The sequence below is a fragment of the Lactovum miscens genome (genome assembly GCF_014202895.1).
In the GTDB taxonomy this organism is placed as follows: domain Bacteria; phylum Bacillota; class Bacilli; order Lactobacillales; family Streptococcaceae; genus Lactovum; species Lactovum miscens.
The window spans coordinates 1-19,017 of sequence record NZ_JACHHV010000005.1; the positions used below are offsets into that span (position 1 = coordinate 1).

Here is a 19,017-nt window from a genome sequence, read left to right on the forward strand (position 1 = left end):
GAAGGTTGGATTAATTCTTACCCAAGAAAAATGTTCAATTATAAAAATTCAAAACAGATGCTAAAACTGGCTAACTTATAATTGCAATTTTCCAATGACTTTAAAACAAAAGGAGTTCACATTTATTATTTGTGAACTTCTTTTATAATCTTATTTAATTGGTAGGACACAGGTTATTTCGGGAGCGTAGAAGTTTTTTTGTAATAATTTCAATTTTCCAGTTTCAAAGTCACGTTTAAACAGAGTCAAATTATCAGAATCTTGATGGCCTACTAAGATAAAATTTTCATCTCCTACGAGATTAAAATCACGTGGGATTTGTCCTTCCGTTTTAATAATATCTAGTAAGTTAAGCTTTTTCCCCTCTTCAGTAATTGAATAGATAGCAATAGAATCGTGTCCACGGTTTGAGACATACAAGAACTTATTGTCTGAAGTTAAACGAATAGCAGCTACACCGTTATAACTTGTGAATTCTTCGGGGATTGTTGATATCTTTTGAACAAGTTCAAATTGGCCATCATAATAATTCAAAACTTCAACGCTTGAGTCAAGTTCACAAGCTAGGTAAGCTGTCTTGCCATCTGAAGAAAATTCTAAATGACGATTGCCTGAGCCAGGAGCTGATTTGTATTGAGCAACGAAAGTTAATTTTCCTTTTTCAGAAACTTTATAAGTAAAGACTGAATCATTACCAAGGTCACATACAGCTAAGTAATCATCTGGTGTAATTAGAGCGTAATGACAAAGAGGCCCTTTTTGCTCTGGTTTTGGTCCGTGATGATTCTCATGTTTAACAGTATCAGCTAACTCAAGTGATCCATCCGCTAATTGTTTGTAGACTCGAACTTCACCTTCGTGATAATTGGCACTGTAGACGAGTCCGCGCTTAGAATCAAACGAGACATAACAATTTGAGGCGCCAGGTGCAAAGACATTATTTAATAAAGTTGCTTTTGAACCATCAAAAGTAAAAGCTGAAGTACCACCATTACCTTGACCATCTGCTGAGACTGTGTAAAGATGTCCGTTTCCATCCACGGTGAGATACGTTGGGCCGTTCACAAAAGCAACTTCCTCTAAGTTTGAAATCATTTCTTTATCAGTGTCAAGAACGACACTATATACACCCTTCGATGCACGTTTAGTATAACCCGAAAGTAAGATTTTTTCTATCATTTTTTCCTCATTTTCTATCTTGTTACAATGCTTAAATGTAAGCGCTATGCCTACTGACACAACAATTTTACCATAAAAAATGATAAAATAAATGCGTCACAAACTATTGATCGTCAGATTCGATCGTTTAATAAGGAGAAAAAATGTCACGTAAACCATTTATCGCCGGTAACTGGAAAATGAATCATAACCTCAAAGATACTTTTGCCTTCATCGCTGGAATCGACGGCAAATTGCCAGATCCTGAAAAAATTGAAGTTGCAATTGCAGCACCTGCTTTGTACCTAGTACCATTGGTACATCATCGTGGAAAGAACACTTATAAAGTTTCTGCTGAAAATGTCTATTTTGAAAAATCAGGCGCTTTTACTGGTGAAATTTCACCAGAAATGTTAGCTGCTGAAGGAATCGAATACTCAATTATCGGTCACTCAGAGCGTCGTGAGTACTTCCATGAAACCGATGAAGATATCAATAAAAAAGCTCATGCTTTGTTTGCTGCTGGTGTGACACCAATTCTTTGTTGTGGTGAAACTTTAGAAACATTTGAAAGTGGTAAAACTGCTGAATGGGTTACTTCTCAAATTGAAGCTGGGCTTAAAGATTTGACTGCTGAGCAAGTTTCTAAGCTTGTTATTGCTTATGAACCAATTTGGGCAATCGGGACTGGTAAGACAGCAACTCCTGAAATAGCTGATGAAACTTGTGGTGTTGTTCGCTCAATTGTTGAAAAACTATACGGAAAAGAAGTATCAGAAGCAGTTCGTATTCAATACGGCGGATCAGTTAAACCTGATACAATTGCTGAACTTATGGCTAAACCAAACATTGATGGTGCCTTAGTCGGTGGCGCTTCACTTCAACCCGATAGTTTCCTTGGCTTGCTGAGTTTTTAATCAATAAGAATTTACTAAAAGTCACTAAAATAAACGGAAAAGTAATCTGACTATTTTGATGTTAGCTTTTACTATATAAAAATCAGAGTATCAGAGTAATACTGATTGCCAGTTATTGCTTTTCTCAGGTAGTTAAACTAGTTTTATAAATTTCCAAAATTATCTTTAATATGACTTCAATATAAAAGCATGCAGTGTATAAATGTTACATTGCATGCTTTTATATTTTAATTGTACATGATTATTAATTAAATGTAGATTATCTGTTGAGCAAGCTTAATAGCATTTTTATCTTCCAAAAAATGTATCTTACTTTAATTATATGATTAACAGTACTGAATAAATTATTTTTATAAACATTAGTTAAAAATAACTATAAGGGATATAGAAGTTTTAAAAGAAGAGGCTTAGTAATAGTCCAATAGAAGCAATTGCCATAATACCTGTTATTATCCATCCCATAATGTTAGAAAAAGTATTATTTGAGTACTTACCCATAATTTTTTTGTTGTTTGATATTAACATAATTAAAACCATTAGCGGTGGCGCAGCAATGCCATTAATAATTGCAGTATAATACAACATCCTAAAGGGTTTGATTGGAAGAAAGTTTAGGACAACCCCAATTATTACAGCTACTATAATTACCCCGTAAAACTCAGGTGCTCTTTTAATCTTTTTATTTAGGCCCTCTTTCCAATAAAAAACTTCGGATATAGCATATGCCGCAGAACCAGCCAAAACAGGTACTGCAAGTAATCCAGTCCCTAAGATACCCATAGCAAATAACAAAGATGCAAAACTTCCAGCAAATGGTTTTAATGCTTGAGCTGCTTGGGTGGCAGTATCTATATGGGTTATTCCGTGTGTTTTCAAAGTAGATGCAGTAGTTACAATAATAAAGAACATAATAATATTAGAAAATAGCATACCTACGTTTGTGTCAATTTTCATATCCCGTACATCCACATTTTTTATATCTGGTATATCTTTTGCAGTGCCTACAGCTTTTAATCCTAATTTATTTTTTTTATGTCCCTCTTCAACCTCCTGATTAGTCTGCCAAAAGAATAAATAGGGCGATATAGTTGTTCCGAGTATAGCCACAATATTTAGAAGATAGTCTTTACTTGTAGAAAAACTCGGTAAAAGTGTTGAATAAAGAACTTTCGGCCAATTTACTTTGATGATGAGAGCAGTTATAATATAAGCAAATAATGTTAATGACATATATTTTAAAAATTTGGCATATATTTTATATGTAACAGTTATTTCTAGTATAACTATTAATATGGCTATACCTACCAGCCAAAATATAAATGGAATTCCAATAAGAAGTTGACCAGTGGAAGCCATAGCTCCTAAATCAGCTCCAATATTAATTACATTAGCAATTGTTAGTAATGTCACAGCAAAGTATAATATCTTTTTTGAGTAATGTTGTTTTATTACACCGGATAGTCCTTCCGCGCTTATCATACCAATTCGACCGCACATCTCCTGAATAACCACCATGAAGGGAAATGAAAACAGAGCAACCCATAATTGGACGAAACCAAACTGTGCTCCAGTCTGAGAGTATGTTGCAATACCAGAAGGGTCGTCATCTGATGCTCCTGATATAAAACCTGGGCCTAAAATTCTAAGCAGCTTCTTTAACTTTTCTTTTATTTTCATTTTATACGACCTTTACGTTATTATATACACATTTAATGTTTTTAAAATGTTACACCAAACTAAACGATATACTCAATCCTAATTGAATATGTGTATAAATGAATTATTTTTAATCTTACTACCTAATTCTAAGTTTTTTTTGTATTACAAGTATAGCAATTATGCCACCAATTTTTTTTCAAATTCAGTTGATATCTGTTAATTTTGACTTGTGTGGTCATTTTGTATTGTAGTAAGCCCTTGTCAATTTAAAAAAATTTGTCTGGCTTTTTGAAAGGTCTGATAGAAGCTTTCCATCCCTGGCATTGCCATAAGTTTTTTCCTTATGGCTCATGCTTGAGTGAAAATCAGATTTTCTGAGGGAGAGTTTGGTCGCTTGAGCCAGTGTATTGGCTCCTTGATCTGTATGAATGACAAATTCTTTTGCATGGTGTTCTTTATTGATGACTTGATTAAAGCAATCAATCACAGTGTTTCTTTCATCCGAGTTGACATTGACCACACCACAATTTTATAGGTATAAACATCGAAATTATCTACTAAATAAAGCATGCTATTCTCAATAGAAGTGCAAGTCATATCTGCGAGTTAATCTTATTTAACTCATTGGATTGGCGAGGTAACTTTACTTAAAAAAATTAGGACAAAACAGAGACACTATTTTTTCGGTTATAGCAATTGCGCTGATAAGTACTTCCTTTCGCATATAATACCACTAAATACATCAATTTCCCAACACGATTCTATTTCAAATATTTTTTTGAATCGAATGCCTCGGCAATTATTGATGAGCTATAAAGGGTTTTATGTTCTCCAAAGATTTGTTTGATCTTTTCTGAGAGGATGTCGCGTTCTCGCTGAGAAATGACAATGTCGGGAGTTGTAGAAGCCTGAATATGAAACGTTAAGTATTTTACAACGTGACGATCACTAGGACTTATTTATGTTTCATGAGAAACTTGAACCTTATTTCTTTTTTAGCCATTCTTACTAATATTAAAAAATGACGTCATTTAGACGCCATTTTTTCTTGATATTCTTCATAGTAATCCTTCATCAGACCAATAATCTGTTTACCAATTAAATAATAATCCTCAGTTGGAAGATTGGCTTGTGAGATTCTGAGGTTTCCTTCGCGAGACCCAAATCCTGAACCATCCATCAAGACAACTCCGTTTTTTTCGGCTAGATTTTTTAAAAAGTCATTATGAGGAAAACTTGTAGAAAAGTACCTGCGAAAATCTTTGCCAAATTTTTTTTCAGCTAATTCATAGATGTTAATTAGTGAATAGTACTTTGCGTTCTCTCTTGAGTCATCACCAGGAAATTTTAAAGCCTTGTGCAGATCTTGATAACGTTGATCAATTAATTCAACAGTCGCCAAAAAATATGGGTCAATGTCATAACGATGAACTAAGTGTGACAGAGAAAAGAGGGCCTCCATGATTTGTTGAGGAGTTGAAAGACCAGCTGTATGATAGAGACCAACTGAACGTGAGTCTGCCACTAATCGCTCAATGAATGGAAGGTCACTTGGATCACCTGTTACGATCTTATAGCGATTACGCAATCGTTGAAGCATATCTTGAGGTAGTTCGGAAATACGTTTATCAAATACGTTGATATCGTTGACAGCAATCAAACCAAGGCGCCAACCTGTTGCGCCAAATAGCTTAGAATAAGAGTATACCAATAGGGTGTTATAAGGCAAAACTGCATAAATAGACCTAAAGTCCTCCACGAAGGTGCCATAGACATCATCTGTGATAATCATTAAATCAGGATTGGATTCGACGGCTTTTTTTACCGCAGCCAAGGCCTCATCACTGAAGGCTGTTGATGCAGGATTTGAAGGATTAACTATAAAGAAGGCTTTAATATCAGGATCTGCTAGTTTATCTAATTGATCTACACGAATATTCCATTTATCACTTGGATCAGAATCAATATAAACTTCAACTAAATCAAACTCACTTAATTCAGGAATTTGAAGATAGGGAGTAAAAATTGGTGTGTTAATAGCGATCTTATCTCCAGGTTGGATAAGATGGTTCCTTTTTAATGAATTAAAGATATATACAATAGCAGCGGTTCCTCCTTCAGTTGGGAAGACCTTAGTTTTTTCTGATAGCTTTTCACCATCATAAAGTGTTGATTCTAGGTATTTATTTATTATTAGTTCGGTATATGGAAGAACTCGGCTAGGCTCTGGATAGTTATTGCCAATTGCACCATCAACCAACTCTTTAATAACGTCATCGGCGGCATACTCAAGGTCAAACCGAAGATAGTCCAACATAAGCATCAGAAAATTATCTGTTTCATCTTCGTCGGGCTCTAAAAATGCTTCGAAACGTTGAGCAATTCCTTTTTTGGTCGTATAACCTGCCATTTCTGCCATATCAATGGTACGTTTTGAATCCTTGATACCGAACTCAATCAATCGGTTAAAGGCGAGACGTGCCTGAGTGTTTATCCAGTTTGGGTTCCCCCGACCAGCATTTAAGAAGATATTTTCTTTCTCATTGTTTTCTGCTAGTTTTATCATTGAAAAGCTTGTTTCAAATGCACCGAGTCCGTTAAAAAATGTTTTATCCATATGTTTTTCTTAAATAACCTTAGTTTCTAATTACTTATAAGATTATAGCATAGCAAAGCAATGACTGTCTCCTTTAAATATATTTTAGTGTACAATTGTTCTATGTATCATATGGTTTTTCTAGGCGCACTGATTTCAATTTTCTTTAATGTTCCCTATGCAATTGGAACTTTAAAGGGGAAAGTGCATCCAAATAGGGTTTCTTGGTTCTTATGGACTGTTGTACCTTTGATTGCCTTTTCGGCTTCGATTTCTCAGACAGGCTGGAATTGGGGAGAATTCCCTGTACTAACTACATTAATACTAACGGGATTAATTTTTTTAAGTTCCATTATTTCGAAGAAGTCATATTGGTCGGTTTCAAGAATTGATATTTATTGTGGTTTTTTTTCAGTTCTTGCAATAGTGTTATGGATTTTTACTCACGATGCAAATCTTGCTTTGATATTGAGTCTTTTAGCCGATTTCTTTGCATTTATTCCAACTATTATCAAAGCTTGGAATCATCCTGAAACTGAAGGTCTTGGTCCATATTTAGGTGGCGTGCTAAATGCATTAACTTCTTTTTTTGCGTTTAGCGTTTGGAATTTTGCGAGCCTTGCTTTTCCTATTTATTTACTGGTTGTAAATTCTATCTTGACTGTGGTAATCTTAAAAAAACTAAATTGAAAGCAAATAAAGGAGTTATCAAATGAAAAGTATTTCATCAGCTTATATTCATGTCCCATTTTGTTCACAAATTTGTTATTATTGTGATTTTGCCAAAGTTCTAATTGAAGGACAGCCCGTTGATGATTATGTTGATGAATTGATTAAAGAATTTAATTTTTACAATATTAAAAACTTAAGAACGATCTATATTGGCGGAGGAACACCGACTACCCTTTCTCCTGAACAAATGTTCCGTCTTATATCAGGTATAAGTGAAAACCTTGATTTGTCTGTTTTAGAAGAGTTTACAGTTGAAGCAAACCCCGGTGATCTTTCAGATGAGATGATAAGTGTTTTAGCATCTTCACCAGTAAATCGTATTTCACTTGGTGTCCAGAGCTTTGATGATCATTTGCTCAAAAAGATTGGAAGAAAACACAGAGCAATTGATGTTTATAAGTCACTTGAAAAGCTTCATAGAGCCGGATTTGTTAATGTAACAATTGATTTAATTTATGGACTTCCAAATCAAACTATGGAGATGGTTAAGGCAGATGTTGCGAAATTTTTAGAGCTAGATCTGCCTCATATTGCACTCTATAGTCTTATCCTAGAAGACCATACAAGATTCATGAACATGCAAAGAAGTGGGCTTTTACATCTTCCTTCAGATGATAAAAATGCCGATATGTATGAGTATATCATGCAAACACTTTCGGAAAAAGGCTATGTACACTATGAGATATCAAATTTTTCAAGGCCAGGGTATGAAAGCAAACATAATCTTACTTATTGGGATAATTCTGAATATTTTGGATTTGGTGCAGGAGCTAGTGGTTATATAAATGGTGTGCGTTATAAAAATCATGGCCCTGTCCACCATTATTTGGAAGCAGCAATAGATAAAAAAGCTATATATGAAGAAGTTTTGGGAAAAAAAGAAAAAATGGAAGAGGAGATGTTCCTTGGTCTAAGAAAAGCAGAAGGTGTTTTGCTTAAAAATTTTTCTAAAAAATTTGCTATAGACTTCAATGAAATTTACGGAGAAGTCTTAGAAAAACTGCTAAAAACTGATCTAGTAATTTTTGATGGTGAACGGCTCTCACTTAGCGAACGAGGGTTTGAACTTGGTAATGAAGTTTTTGAAATGTTCTTGCTTGATCGGTAAATGTGGTAAAATTAATCATGCAAAAAAAATTGAATCTAAAAACTTTAGTTATTCTATTTGTATCGTTGATTGTGGTTTTTCTCTTTTTGGCTTGGGTTAGAATAACAACCATTCATAAGCTTGGACAAGCATATTCAAACCTTCCTGCTCTTCAAAGTGATTTAAAAAATACATCTGTTAATTTTGAAAAAAAGCCTGCAATTGATTTGTCTGCATATCAACCTTATAAAAGTGTTAACTATGCCAAATTGGCTAAAAATATTTCTGCAGCCATCGTTCGTGTGCAGGATGGAATTAAAGCAACACCTTCAATCTATATTAATAAAGATGGTTCGGATCCTGCTTTTAAGTACCATATTACTGGTTTGCAAGAACAAGGTGTTCCAGTTGCTGTTTATGCATATGCAAATGCTACGACTAAAAACCAAATGGTAGAAGAAGCCAAGAGTTTTTATGAGCGAGCCAAAGCTTACCAGCCTACTTCTTGGTGGGTAGATGTTGAGTCACCAACAATGAAAGACCTTAATGGTGGCGTTGAAGCCTTTCGTTCTGAACTTGAAAAGCTTGGTGCCAAGAATATAGGTATTTATTCAAGGGATGATTTTTTAACTGAAAATAATATTGATACATCAAAATTTGATGGAACCTGGCTTGCATATTATGGTCAATTAAACGATGGCTCGTTTACAGCACTTAATATAAAGCGTAGTTACCAGATTCAGCAATACACTGATCAATTAAAAATTGATGGCTATGCAGGCCCTATTGACCATGATCGAATCTTATCAACCGCTGCATATAAAAAATTTTTTTTAATATGAAAATTAATTAGGTCTTAATCAGTATAAACATAAATTAATTTATGTAAATTAGAAAAGTTGTAATACACATGGGAAATATCTACTCAACAAATTATTTTGTACCTTTTTATCATTCTGATTTAAAAGGAGATATGGCAGCATCAGCCATTTTGAATGTTGCTTTACAGGTTTCTGGAGAACAATCAGCACATTTAGGTAGGTCAGAAGAATGGGTAATGGAAAATTACCACTATTCTTGGATCGTTACAGAGTATGAGATTGATATCAAACGCCTCCCAAAATTTTTGGAAGAAATTGTCATTGAAACCGAAGCTATAAACTATAATAAATTTTTTTGTTATAGAGACTTTAGATATAAAAGTAAGGAAGGAGAACTTCTAGTCAATATTCACTCAACTTGGGTCTTAATGGATTCTGTAAGTCGAAAGGCAGGACGAGTTGAAGAAGAAATTGTTAAGCCTTACGAATCAGAAAAAATCAATAAGATCAAGCGTGGCCATGTATTTAGCAAGCTTGAAAATGCTAAAGTAAAAAAATATCAAATTCGCTATTCAGATATTGACTTAAATATGCATGTTAATAATAGTAAATACTATGAATGGGCAATTAATCCTCTTGGTTTTGATTTTCTTACGCATCATCGGCCCAAAAAAATTTATATTAAATACAATCATGAAATTTTGCCAGGAGAGCAAATATCCAGTTCAGTAATGTTAAGAGATAAGATAAGTCATCATTTAATTAATGATAATGATGCACAAATTGAAATAGAATGGGAAAAAATTTAATGGAGCATAAAGACTACAAAGCATATGTTATTGATCTTGACGGAACAATTTATCTTGGAGAAGGCAGAATTCCAGAAGCTGAAGATTTTATTCATCGTCTTCAAGAGAAAAAAATTCCATACTTATTTGTTACAAATAACACAACACGTCGTCCCGAAGTTGTCCAGAAGCGTCTTAGTATGAAATTCAATATTGAGACCCCACTTGAAACAGTTTATACAGTTTCCCATGCTACCGCTGATTATATGAAGGCTGATGGTAAGGGAAATAGGGTTTATATTGTTGGTGAAGAAGGACTTAAATCTGAACTACATGAGGCTGGTTTTATTGATGATGAAATCGATCCTGACTATGTGGTCGTAGCAGTTGATTTTTCATTTAATTATGACAAATTAAAGGTAGCAACATTTGCCATTCAAAAGGGCGCAACCTTTATTGGAACCAATCCTGATTTGAATTTACCTACTTCAGAAGGTTTACTGCCAGGCTCTGGGACAATTGTACGGTCGGTACAGGCGGCAACTCAGGTAGAACCGATTATCATTGGTAAACCTACTGCAATTATTGCTGATATTATTTTGAAAAAACTTGGTTTACCAAAAGAAGATTTAATTATGGTGGGTGATAACTATTTGACTGATATATGCACAGGAATTGATAATGGGATTGATTCACTTCTTGTCACGACTGGCTTTACCAAACCTGAGGAAGTTCCTAACCTACCTACTGCACCAACTTATGTAGTTTCTAGCCTTGCTGAATGGAAAATTTAAACCATGCGTGATAAGCTGTACTTTACATTAACTTTATTTTGGATTGTCGCATTTTCAGTATTTGTGACTATTTTATTATCGATTCCACTATTTTCCTTAGATATTATTTGGGAAAACCTTAGCAAGATTTCTGGTTTCTCATTTAACATTTTGATGAAGAACTATGGATATTTGATGCGATATCTTCTCAATCCCTTTGCTGGAAAATTAAAAATGCCAAATTTTCCAGATTCGTATTCTGCATTGATCCATTTTTCCGAAGTAAAAAATCTTTTTTTATTGGTTTTGACAATATGTATCGTATTTGCGTATTTTTATTGGAAATTTCAAAAGGATAGAATTTCCTTTCTCTTCAAAAATGGGATTAAATTTGCTATGTTTCTTCCCGTACTTCTTACTCTAGTGGTACTATTAATAGGTTTTGATAATTTTTTTATTGCTTTTCACAGAATACTTTTTAGAGATAACACATGGCTGTTTAATCCAGAAACGGATCCTATAATAAATGTTTTAACTGATAATTTTTTCATGTATTGTTTTATTATATTTGGTATTATATATGAAGTACTGCTAGGAACTTTGTACTTTAGAAAAAGTAAAAAATAAAAATTTGTATATTGACACGGGCCGAGGGAAGACGTGAAAAGAAAGAACAAAAAGAGTCAAAGTAAATTTTATCATAAGAAATTTCATAAGTCCTCTACTACTTTGCATGGGGGATCTGAACATTCTTTGAATGCTATGGATGAAAAAGAAAGCAAAATGTATCTTGTGTCCAGTGGTCCTGAAAGGAATAGGAAAACCTTGATTGGATGCATTCTTTTTATTTTAATTCTATTGATTATTGCGAGTTCAATAGGTTTTGTTATATTCTCTAAATTTCTTGATCAAAGAGTGATAACTCTAAAAAGTTCAAAGTCAACCTCCAGTAGCCATTCTAATTCAGTTGGCTCAAGCATCACAAATTTGACAATATCCTCATCAACTGCTGAGTCCCCTTGGTTGATAACAAAGGCTGAAAATTACCTTCCAATACTGATGTATCATAATGTACAACCTAATACACCTGATGGGAATTTTGTTTCTCCCGAAAATTTTGAATCTGTTCTACAGGCTCTTCAATCAAGTGAAATTTATACTGTTTCAAGTGATGAAGCTTCAAAAGTTCTATCAACAAATACAAAACCAGCTCAAAAATTAATATGGTTAACTTTTGACGACGGAACTCAAAATTTTTATGACTATGTTTTTCCTTTGCTTAAAAAGTATAATATGCATGCAACCAGCTTTATTATTACAAATAATGTTGTTAATAATGTGCCTGGTTTTATGACCGCTGCTGAAATTAAAGAAATTGCTTCAACGGGGCTCGTTGACTTTCAAAGTCACACAGTTAATCATGCAGACTTAAGCGTGGCAAGCGATAACCGTCAAACTGCTGAACTTCGGGATTCGAAAGCATATCTTGACAGTCTACTTAATCAGAAAACCCATGTGATATGCTACCCTTCTGGGAGCCACAACCCGAATACTTCAGTAATTGCAAGTGGGTTAGGTTACGATTTAGGTTTGCTAGATCCGGGGAGAACTTATGATGGTTTAACTGCTAAAAATGTGGCAGCTAAAACTTCAGATGGTCTCTTCACCCTTAACCGTTATCGTACATTCACCAATACCACAGGAAAGGTTGTTATAGATATGATTTCAGCTGATGAAGCGTATAATGTATTGAATACGCTTAACTAAAATTTTTTTCTTAAAATAACTTTAAAATAAATTAGACATTTTCCCTGGAAATGTTAAAATATTGGCTGAAATTGGCTTTCTGCTTGACAAGTTTGTGGCATTGTTGTAGTATAGCTTTATAGTTAATTGGTTTTATTCAATCCTGTTCTGAATAAAGCAAATTAAGTCCCAACTGGATGCTTCGCTGAGCTTGACTCCGAGGTTTCCAGTTTTTTTATTTTTTCAATGTTATAAAATTGTATTATAATATAGTTTATGACTAATCATATTGTACTTTTTGAACCACGCATTCATTTTAATACTGGAAACATCGCTAGGACGGCTGCGGCAACCAATTCAGTTTTACATTTAATTAAGCCACTTGGATTTGAAGTGGATGATAAACACTTAAAACGAGCTGGGCTTGATTATTGGGAAAAGGTTGATATTCGTTATCATGAAAGTTTAACTGATTTTATGGCAGCTTTAGAAAAAAATAAGCTTTATTTGATTACTAAGTTTGCGGAATATGTTTATAGCGAAGTAGATTATGCGCAACCCTTATTAGATGGGATTGACCAGTACTTTTTATTTGGTCGAGAAGACACAGGACTTCCCGAAGAATTTATGCGTAAAAATGCTGAGAAATGTATTCGGATTCCTATGAATGATGAGCATGTTCGTTCGCTCAACCTTTCTAACTGCGCAGCACTTGTTATTTATGAAGCGTTACGGCAACAATCTTTCATAGGTTTAGAGAGTGTTCACAAATATGAAAAGGATAAATTGAAATGAAAACTGATCAACTACTCACTGGCGACTTAATAGGCGTGGCTGGTGTTGAATCAGACTGGGGCACAGCCATTATGGTAAGCTCCAAACGTCAAGTTTATACCATTTATGATCATGTTGGTATGCTTGAAAATCGAAAAGGCGAAGTTTTCGTTTGGAATTCTAATCCTCATGATGGTGTTATCGCTGAGCCACTTCAAGTATTCATCAACCGAGAAGAAGTTCAAATTGAAAAAAATTTTGATCTTTTTCGATTAAATGTTCCGATTAATTTTAATGGAGTGTTAGAAAAAATGACCAAATTACAGGGTCTTCCTTACAACTTTTCATTTTTACAATCTGATAAGAAGTACTATTGCTCAGATTTCGTTTCTAGGACCTTTCCTGAAGGAATTTTTCCTTTGGAAGGAATGCATTTTGCAGGAGATTTTTGGGAAGAATACTATGCTAAGCAAGGTATTGAAAAAATTCCTGAAGGTCAGCCAGGTATAAACCCAAATGACATGTTTGCACAGTCAAATGTGGATTTTATTAATGATTTAAGAAGTATAATTTGATTTAATGGAAGAGAAACTATTCTTTACAGGAAAAATAGAATCTATTTTTTTTAATAACCCTTCAAACCTTTATAAGGTTTTATTAGTTGAAATAGATGATACCAATTCGGAAAGTTTTGATGATAGTGAAATCGTGGTGACAGGAACAATAGGAGATGTTGTTGAGTCTGAGACGTATACATTTTACGGTCACATTACGAATCACCCACGCTATGGTGAGCAACTTCAAGTTGATACATATGAAAAGCTGGCCCCTACAACTGTTAATGGTTTAGTCAAGTACCTTTCCTCTGATACTTTTCCAGGTATTGGTAAGGAGACTGCTAAGAAAATTGTCAAACTCTATCCTAAAAATACAGTGGACGATATTTTAGAAAATCCTGAAAAGTTAACGAGAATTTTAAAGGAGAATAAAAAAGCAGCCTTTATTAAAAACTTATCAACTAATCATGGGATGGAAAATATTTTATCCAAGCTTTATGGCTATGGTTTGACAGGTCGACTGGCAGCTCAGATCTATAAAACTTATCAGGCAGAAAGTCTTAATATTATAAAACACAATCCTTATCAATTAGTGGAAGATATTGAGGGGGTTGGATTTTTAACTACGGATAAAATTGCTTCAGAGCTTGGGATAGAACCAAGCTCACCACATCGGTTGAAGGCCGCACTATTTCATATTGTGAAAGATCAGCCTAATAGTACAGGTGATACCTATATAGAGGAGACGCGACTACTTTTTTTAGCCAAAGAGATGCTTGAAGCTGCTCGTCACGTATTGATTCCTTTAGATGACTTAAAGGCACAACTAGAAGACTTGATCCAGGAGGAGAGACTTCTCAAAAGTGAGGATAAAATTTTTGATAAGCTGTTGGCTCAAGCAGAAGAAAGAATTGCGTCAAATATTACTCGACTTTTAAGACACACGGATAACATTTTAGTTGAGGATGATTTTGATTCAGCAATTAGTGAAGTTGAAAAAAAACTGGGGATCATTTATGATGACCTACAAAAGCAAGCCATTCATGATGCTTTAAAATATCCAATCTTTATTTTGACTGGTGGACCCGGTACAGGAAAGACTACTATTATTAATGGTTTTCTCCAAGTGTATGCTCAGCTTAATAACTTGTCCTTGCGACAAGAAGACTACTCAACCGACCTTTTTCCATTTATCTTAGCTGCTCCAACGGGACGTGCCAGTCGTCGTTTAAGTGACCTTAGTGGTCTTCCCGCATCAACTTTGCATCGTACTTTAGGAATTAACAGTGATGATGAAAATGAGGATTTGGCAAATGACCTCTCAGGAGAAGTATTGATTGTGGATGAGTTTTCTATGGTTGATACTTGGCTCGCAAATAAGCTCTTTAGTGCTATTCCGGGTCGAATGAAAGTGATGATTGTAGGAGATTCAGATCAATTAGCCTCGGTAGGTCCAGGACAAGTGTTGGGAGACTTGCTTGCTTTTCATGAGATTCCCTCTCTGAAGCTCAACCACATATATCGTCAGTCTGAGGATTCAACTATAACAGATTTAGCACATTCAATTAAAGAAGGAAAAATTCCTTCAGATTTTACAGAGAGAAAAGCTGATAGAAACTTTTTCCAAGCGAACTCCTTTCAACTTCCTTCACTCATTGGGCAAATTGCAACTTCATGGAAGAGAAAAGGGAATAGTGCATTTGACTTTCAGGTTCTTATTCCAATGTATAAGGGACCCGCTGGTATTACAGCTATTAATAAAGAACTTCAGGATATATTTAATCCAAAGGGAGAAGGACTGGAATTTAATTTTATGGAAGGCCTTTTTCGTAAAGAAGATAAAGTGTTGCAACTTGTTAATGATGCAGAAAACAATGTTTTTAATGGGGATATTGGAAAAATCATCGAGTTGATTCCAGCTAAGTACAGTGAAAGTAAACAAGATGAGTTGAACATTGATTTTGATGGACAAAAATTAAATTACATTCGTTCTGATTGGGTAAATATTCGTCTGGCTTATGCCATATCAATTCATAAATCACAGGGATCTGAATTTGAAATGGTGATTGTTCCAATGGTTTCAGGATACGCTCGAATGTTACAAAGAAATCTGGTTTATACTGCCATCACTCGTGCGAGGAAATCACTTATTATGTTGGGAGAAATTGGAGCTTTTCTGACTGCTGTTAGGAAAGAGGGAAAAAATCGAAGAACTTCATTGTTTGATCGACTTGTCCAATTGAGTGAAAAAACTTTTTCTCCTAAAACGCACCTAACAAGCACAACTTTGGATGAAAGTACTATAGTAAATGATTATGAGCTCTCAAATAATGTTGAAAATAAATTGAATGACATAACATCTAATAGCAAAATTTTAATTCAAGAAATGATTAATTTTGAATGTATAGATCCTCTCATAGGATTGAAGGACTTAGACTTTGAGCCATTTAGAAAAGGTGAACGTTTCTTAAATTTACATTAAATTTACATCAATTTTAGTGAAAGTCTATATCTATTTTGATACACTTATCATGCAAGAGGAGTTTTTGCGAAAAAATAGGGGAGCTCATTTACTAAAATGAAAAAAAGTCTCAAAAGCATCATTGGTCTCACGGCTGTAGCTACAGTTGGAGCAGTTGTTTTGTCAGCTAACACGTCAGTTTCAGCAGCCAAAACTACCAACATCAAAGAACTAAAGATCTCATTTATTCCATCAAAGAATCCAAGTGATATCACAACCGCTACACAGGGTCTTGACACATTGCTTAAAAGTGAATTAAAAAAACAAGGATTCAAAGTTGGCAAGATCACAATGACAACAGGTACTGATTACAACGCCGTAGGTAAAGCACTTACATCCGGTACGGCTGATGTCGGCTATGGTGTATCTGGTGGTACATATGCAGCTTACGCTTCAGGTACGAAAGTTATTTTAACAGCAACTCGTAAAGGTTTAAGTAATGATGATTTGAAGAACACTAAGAATGCGACCAACCCACAATATTGGAATAACCACAAACCAACAACAAATACAACTACCGACGTTAAATCTTACCGTGGTTTGATCATTGCAGGCAACACTGAACTCGGCAAAGAGATGGCAGCTGATGTTAAATCTGGTAAAAAGATTCCTGTTGATCTGCTTAAAAAAGCTAAGTGGGGACTTTCTTCAACAACTTCAGCATCTGGCTATCTTTATCCATCAAAATGGTTGACGGATAACTATAAGATCTCTGTACATGATCTTCCAAATGTAGTTTCTAATCTTGACTACGGCACAGCTACAGCTGACTTAGCTTCAGGGCAAGTAGATATTATCGCTGGTTATGCAGATCTTCGTATGGACTTCGCAACAGCATGGACTACAATCGATAAAGCAACTGATACTATCTGGAACCAAACTAACGTTATCGGCGTTACAGGTGAAATCTTCAACGACGGTATCCTTGTTTCTACTAAATCAGATACTATGAAGAAAAATCCTAAACTTGCGTCAGCTCTTCAAAAAGCTATTATCGCTATGTCTAAGACTGACCAAGGTGCTAAGATTATCAAAGTATACTCACATGATGGCTATCAAGTTTCATCAGCGAAAGATTATAAACCATTCTTCAAGATCTTGAAGGACGTTGCTGGTAACTAGTATTTATAAAATATAATAGCCAAGATTGTTTTCAATTTCGGCTTTTTTACTACATTCGCTTTCGTCGGCGAATGCAGTTTTACAAAATTTAATCCTATGGAACTTTTCATTTTCTATTTAAATTACACTTACATTTTGATAAAGTGTAATTTTTGAAAAACCAATGAAAAAATCTTCTATACGTGGAGGTCAAATGATAAGATTTGAAGGGGTAGGTAAGATCTATCCAAATGGCTATCAAGGATTGATAGATATTAATCTCGAAATTCAAGATGGTGAATTTGTTGGAATCATCGGTACTTCAGGTGCTGGTAAGTCAACACTGGTGCGGACAATCAATGGACTGAATGACGTGACAAGCGGAAATTTAGTCGTGAATGGTACTGATGTTGCTAAATTAAAAGGTAAGGAATTACGTAAATTTCGTCGTAAAGTTGGAATGATTTTCCAATCTTATAATCTTGTTCCACGTATTACAGTTTTGAAAAATGTTTTGACGGCAGTTGTTCCAGAGATGTCTTTCTTTAAAGTTTTATTTGGTATTTTCTCAAAAGAGGATAAAATTAAGGCGCTTGAAGCACTTGATCGTATGGGGATCTTAGATAAGGCTTACGTTCGTGCCGACCAACTTTCTGGCGGTCAACAGCAACGTGTGTCTTTGGCGCGCACTCTTGCTCAAGATTCAGACATTATTCTGGCTGATGAGCCCGTTTCTGCGCTGGATCCTGTAACCGCAAAAGAAGTTATGGATGATTTAAAGCGAATTAATGAAGAGCTTGGCAGGACAATTTTAATTAACATTCACCATGTGGAGTTAGCGTTGGCCTACGCAAGTCGGATTATTGCTATTAAAAAGGGCAAAATTGTCTATGACGGACCTTCAAGCGAAGTAACTCAAAAAGTCCTTGATGAAGTATATCGCAAGGAAGAAGACTCAGATCCGAGTACAAGTGAGGAAAATTAATGGAAGTCAAAACTTTTACTCTGTCAAATGGTAAAAAGGTGGAAGAGAAGCGCTCAAAAGTTTGGCTTTATTGGATCATTGTGCTTATTTTGATTGGTTCCTCAATCTACATAACACAATTTGACTTTAAAGGACTATTCACCCATGGATTCAGCCTTTTCTTTATGATCGCCGATATGTTTCCACCTCATTGGTCTTACTTTTCAAAAGTTATGACCCCATTGCTTGATACAATTAAAATGAGTTTTTTAGGTTCAATAGCAGGTTCAATCCTAGCTATTCCTTTTGCAGTTTTAGCTGCAAATAATATTGTGAGAAACCGCTTCGTGAATCAACTTGTACGTTTTATATTGACGGTTACTCGCACCTTCCCAACTCTAGTTGTAGCTTTGGTTGCAACTCATGTCTTCGGATTGGGTACTTTTGCTGGTTTTATCGCCATCTTTATCTTTACTTTCTCATTTGTGGGTAAGCAAATGTTTGAAAATATCGAAACGGTGGACATGGGAGCTTTCGAAGCGACAGAAGCACTTGGTGTTGGACGCTTTAAATCGTTCATAGTCTCTGTTATTCCTCAAGTTGCACCCTCTTACCTTTCTACCTCTCTCTATGCCTTTGAAGGTAACGTACGTTACTCAACCATTCTCGGTTATGTTGGTGCGGGTGGTATCGGTACGATTTTGAATGACCGCATGGGATTTTTATTGTATCAAGACGTTGGTACAATTTTGTTAGCCATATTTGTGACAGTTATTATTATTGAATTGACCTCAACTTTGATTCGTATGAAGTTAGCATAATA

General features: G+C 34.9%; 18 protein-coding genes. 14 read left to right on the top strand and 4 right to left on the bottom strand.

From position 1 onward, the window contains the following. Positions 1–150 precede the first annotated feature (150 nt). A complete protein-coding gene (locus HNQ37_RS02045) occupies positions 151–1,179 on the bottom strand; it encodes a lactonase family protein (protein ID WP_183538845.1) in 1,029 nt (342 codons plus the stop codon). Positions 1,180–1,322: 143 nt separating this feature from the next. Here HNQ37_RS02045 and tpiA point away from each other — a divergent pair, with 143 nt between their 5' ends. Next, positions 1,323–2,075, top strand: coding sequence for a triose-phosphate isomerase (gene tpiA, locus HNQ37_RS02050; protein WP_183538847.1), 753 nt, complete (start codon positions 1,323–1,325; stop codon positions 2,073–2,075). Between the two features lie 393 nt (positions 2,076–2,468). Here the strand turns inward: tpiA and HNQ37_RS02055 are convergent, their stop codons facing one another. From HNQ37_RS02055 to HNQ37_RS02065, 3 genes are all read right to left on the bottom strand, one after another. After that, positions 2,469–3,752 carry an Nramp family divalent metal transporter gene (locus tag HNQ37_RS02055; protein ID WP_183538850.1) on the bottom strand — a complete coding sequence of 428 codons (1,284 nt, stop codon included), beginning with the start codon at positions 3,750–3,752 and terminating at the stop codon, positions 2,469–2,471. A gap of 217 nt (positions 3,753–3,969) precedes the next feature. Further along, positions 3,970–4,254, bottom strand: a complete 285-nt coding sequence (locus HNQ37_RS02060; RefSeq protein WP_183538852.1) for a hypothetical protein — start codon at positions 4,252–4,254, stop codon at positions 3,970–3,972. A 507-nt stretch (positions 4,255–4,761) separates the two neighbouring features. Continuing rightward, entirely contained in the window at positions 4,762–6,351 is a 1,590-nt protein-coding gene (locus HNQ37_RS02065; RefSeq protein WP_183538854.1) for a bifunctional aspartate transaminase/aspartate 4-decarboxylase, read from the bottom strand. 102 nt (positions 6,352–6,453) lie between these two features. On the opposite strand from HNQ37_RS02065, the gene HNQ37_RS02070 reads away from it, so the two are divergent. The 13 genes from HNQ37_RS02070 to phnE all read left to right on the top strand — a co-directional run bounded on the left by HNQ37_RS02070 (position 6,454) and on the right by phnE (position 19,015). Then, positions 6,454–7,020, top strand: coding sequence for a hypothetical protein (locus HNQ37_RS02070; RefSeq protein ID WP_183538856.1), 567 nt, complete (start codon positions 6,454–6,456; stop codon positions 7,018–7,020). 22 nt (positions 7,021–7,042) lie between these two features. Continuing rightward, a complete protein-coding gene (hemW, locus tag HNQ37_RS02075) occupies positions 7,043–8,170 on the top strand; it encodes a radical SAM family heme chaperone HemW (protein ID WP_183538858.1) in 1,128 nt (375 codons plus the stop codon). Between the two features lie 17 nt (positions 8,171–8,187). Further along, positions 8,188–8,991 (top strand): GH25 family lysozyme, encoded by an 804-nt coding sequence (locus HNQ37_RS02080; RefSeq protein WP_183538860.1) that lies wholly within the window; start codon positions 8,188–8,190, stop codon positions 8,989–8,991. Positions 8,992–9,059: 68 nt separating this feature from the next. Beyond that, positions 9,060–9,779, top strand: coding sequence for an acyl-ACP thioesterase domain-containing protein (locus tag HNQ37_RS02085; RefSeq protein ID WP_183538863.1), 720 nt, complete (start codon positions 9,060–9,062; stop codon positions 9,777–9,779). Beyond that, positions 9,779–10,552, top strand: a complete 774-nt coding sequence (locus HNQ37_RS02090) for a TIGR01457 family HAD-type hydrolase (RefSeq protein ID WP_183539007.1) — start codon at positions 9,779–9,781, stop codon at positions 10,550–10,552. The genes HNQ37_RS02085 and HNQ37_RS02090 overlap by 1 nt, the downstream gene beginning before the upstream one ends. Positions 10,553–10,555: 3 nt before the next feature. Further along, positions 10,556–11,158 carry a TIGR01906 family membrane protein gene (locus HNQ37_RS02095; RefSeq protein ID WP_183538865.1) on the top strand — a complete coding sequence of 201 codons (603 nt, stop codon included), beginning with the start codon at positions 10,556–10,558 and terminating at the stop codon, positions 11,156–11,158. 33 nt (positions 11,159–11,191) lie between these two features. Continuing rightward, positions 11,192–12,298 carry a polysaccharide deacetylase family protein gene (locus tag HNQ37_RS08600; protein ID WP_183538867.1) on the top strand — a complete coding sequence of 369 codons (1,107 nt, stop codon included), beginning with the start codon at positions 11,192–11,194 and terminating at the stop codon, positions 12,296–12,298. Positions 12,299–12,553: 255 nt separating this feature from the next. After that, complete coding sequence (locus tag HNQ37_RS02105; protein ID WP_183538869.1) at positions 12,554–13,072, top strand: tRNA (cytidine(34)-2'-O)-methyltransferase; 519 nt, start codon at positions 12,554–12,556, stop codon at positions 13,070–13,072. After that, the gene (locus HNQ37_RS02110; protein WP_183538871.1) at positions 13,069–13,626 is read left to right on the top strand and encodes a YiiX/YebB-like N1pC/P60 family cysteine hydrolase; all 558 of its coding nucleotides are present in this window, start codon (positions 13,069–13,071) and stop codon (positions 13,624–13,626) included. Before HNQ37_RS02105 ends, HNQ37_RS02110 begins: the two co-directional genes overlap by 4 nt. A gap of 4 nt (positions 13,627–13,630) precedes the next feature. Continuing rightward, positions 13,631–16,090: an SF1B family DNA helicase RecD2 gene (recD2, locus tag HNQ37_RS02115; protein WP_183538873.1), complete on the top strand. Its 2,460-nt coding sequence runs from the start codon at positions 13,631–13,633 to the stop codon at positions 16,088–16,090. A gap of 96 nt (positions 16,091–16,186) precedes the next feature. Beyond that, positions 16,187–17,251: a PhnD/SsuA/transferrin family substrate-binding protein gene (locus HNQ37_RS02120; RefSeq protein ID WP_183538876.1), complete on the top strand. Its 1,065-nt coding sequence runs from the start codon at positions 16,187–16,189 to the stop codon at positions 17,249–17,251. Between the two features lie 193 nt (positions 17,252–17,444). Next, complete coding sequence (phnC, locus tag HNQ37_RS02125) at positions 17,445–18,215, top strand: phosphonate ABC transporter ATP-binding protein (protein WP_183538878.1); 771 nt, start codon at positions 17,445–17,447, stop codon at positions 18,213–18,215. Then, positions 18,215–19,015, top strand: a complete 801-nt coding sequence (phnE, locus tag HNQ37_RS02130; protein ID WP_183538880.1) for a phosphonate ABC transporter, permease protein PhnE — start codon at positions 18,215–18,217, stop codon at positions 19,013–19,015. Before phnC ends, phnE begins: the two co-directional genes overlap by 1 nt. The last annotated feature ends 2 nt before the right edge of the window (positions 19,016–19,017 follow it).

What these genes read in the sequence shown, in the direction of transcription:
- HNQ37_RS02070 (WP_183538856.1), top strand. Translation starts at nt 6,454, where the DNA reads ATGTATCATATGGTTTTTCTAGGCGCACTGATTTCAATTTTCTTTAAT.
- HNQ37_RS02110 (WP_183538871.1), top strand. Translation starts at nt 13,069, where the DNA reads ATGAAAACTGATCAACTACTCACTGGCGACTTAATAGGCGTGGCTGGT.
- HNQ37_RS02055 (WP_183538850.1), bottom strand. Translation starts at nt 3,752, where the DNA reads ATGAAAATAAAAGAAAAGTTAAAGAAGCTGCTTAGAATTTTAGGCCCA.
- tpiA (WP_183538847.1), top strand. Translation starts at nt 1,323, where the DNA reads ATGTCACGTAAACCATTTATCGCCGGTAACTGGAAAATGAATCATAAC.
- HNQ37_RS02080 (WP_183538860.1), top strand. Translation starts at nt 8,188, where the DNA reads ATGCAAAAAAAATTGAATCTAAAAACTTTAGTTATTCTATTTGTATCG.
- phnC (WP_183538878.1), top strand. Translation starts at nt 17,445, where the DNA reads ATGATAAGATTTGAAGGGGTAGGTAAGATCTATCCAAATGGCTATCAA.
- HNQ37_RS02085 (WP_183538863.1), top strand. Translation starts at nt 9,060, where the DNA reads ATGGGAAATATCTACTCAACAAATTATTTTGTACCTTTTTATCATTCT.
- HNQ37_RS02065 (WP_183538854.1), bottom strand. Translation starts at nt 6,351, where the DNA reads ATGGATAAAACATTTTTTAACGGACTCGGTGCATTTGAAACAAGCTTT.
- HNQ37_RS02105 (WP_183538869.1), top strand. Translation starts at nt 12,554, where the DNA reads ATGACTAATCATATTGTACTTTTTGAACCACGCATTCATTTTAATACT.
- HNQ37_RS02045 (WP_183538845.1), bottom strand. Translation starts at nt 1,179, where the DNA reads ATGATAGAAAAAATCTTACTTTCGGGTTATACTAAACGTGCATCGAAG.
- HNQ37_RS02090 (WP_183539007.1), top strand. Translation starts at nt 9,779, where the DNA reads ATGGAGCATAAAGACTACAAAGCATATGTTATTGATCTTGACGGAACA.
- recD2 (WP_183538873.1), top strand. Translation starts at nt 13,631, where the DNA reads ATGGAAGAGAAACTATTCTTTACAGGAAAAATAGAATCTATTTTTTTT.
- phnE (WP_183538880.1), top strand. Translation starts at nt 18,215, where the DNA reads ATGGAAGTCAAAACTTTTACTCTGTCAAATGGTAAAAAGGTGGAAGAG.
- HNQ37_RS02120 (WP_183538876.1), top strand. Translation starts at nt 16,187, where the DNA reads ATGAAAAAAAGTCTCAAAAGCATCATTGGTCTCACGGCTGTAGCTACA.
- hemW (WP_183538858.1), top strand. Translation starts at nt 7,043, where the DNA reads ATGAAAAGTATTTCATCAGCTTATATTCATGTCCCATTTTGTTCACAA.
- HNQ37_RS02095 (WP_183538865.1), top strand. Translation starts at nt 10,556, where the DNA reads ATGCGTGATAAGCTGTACTTTACATTAACTTTATTTTGGATTGTCGCA.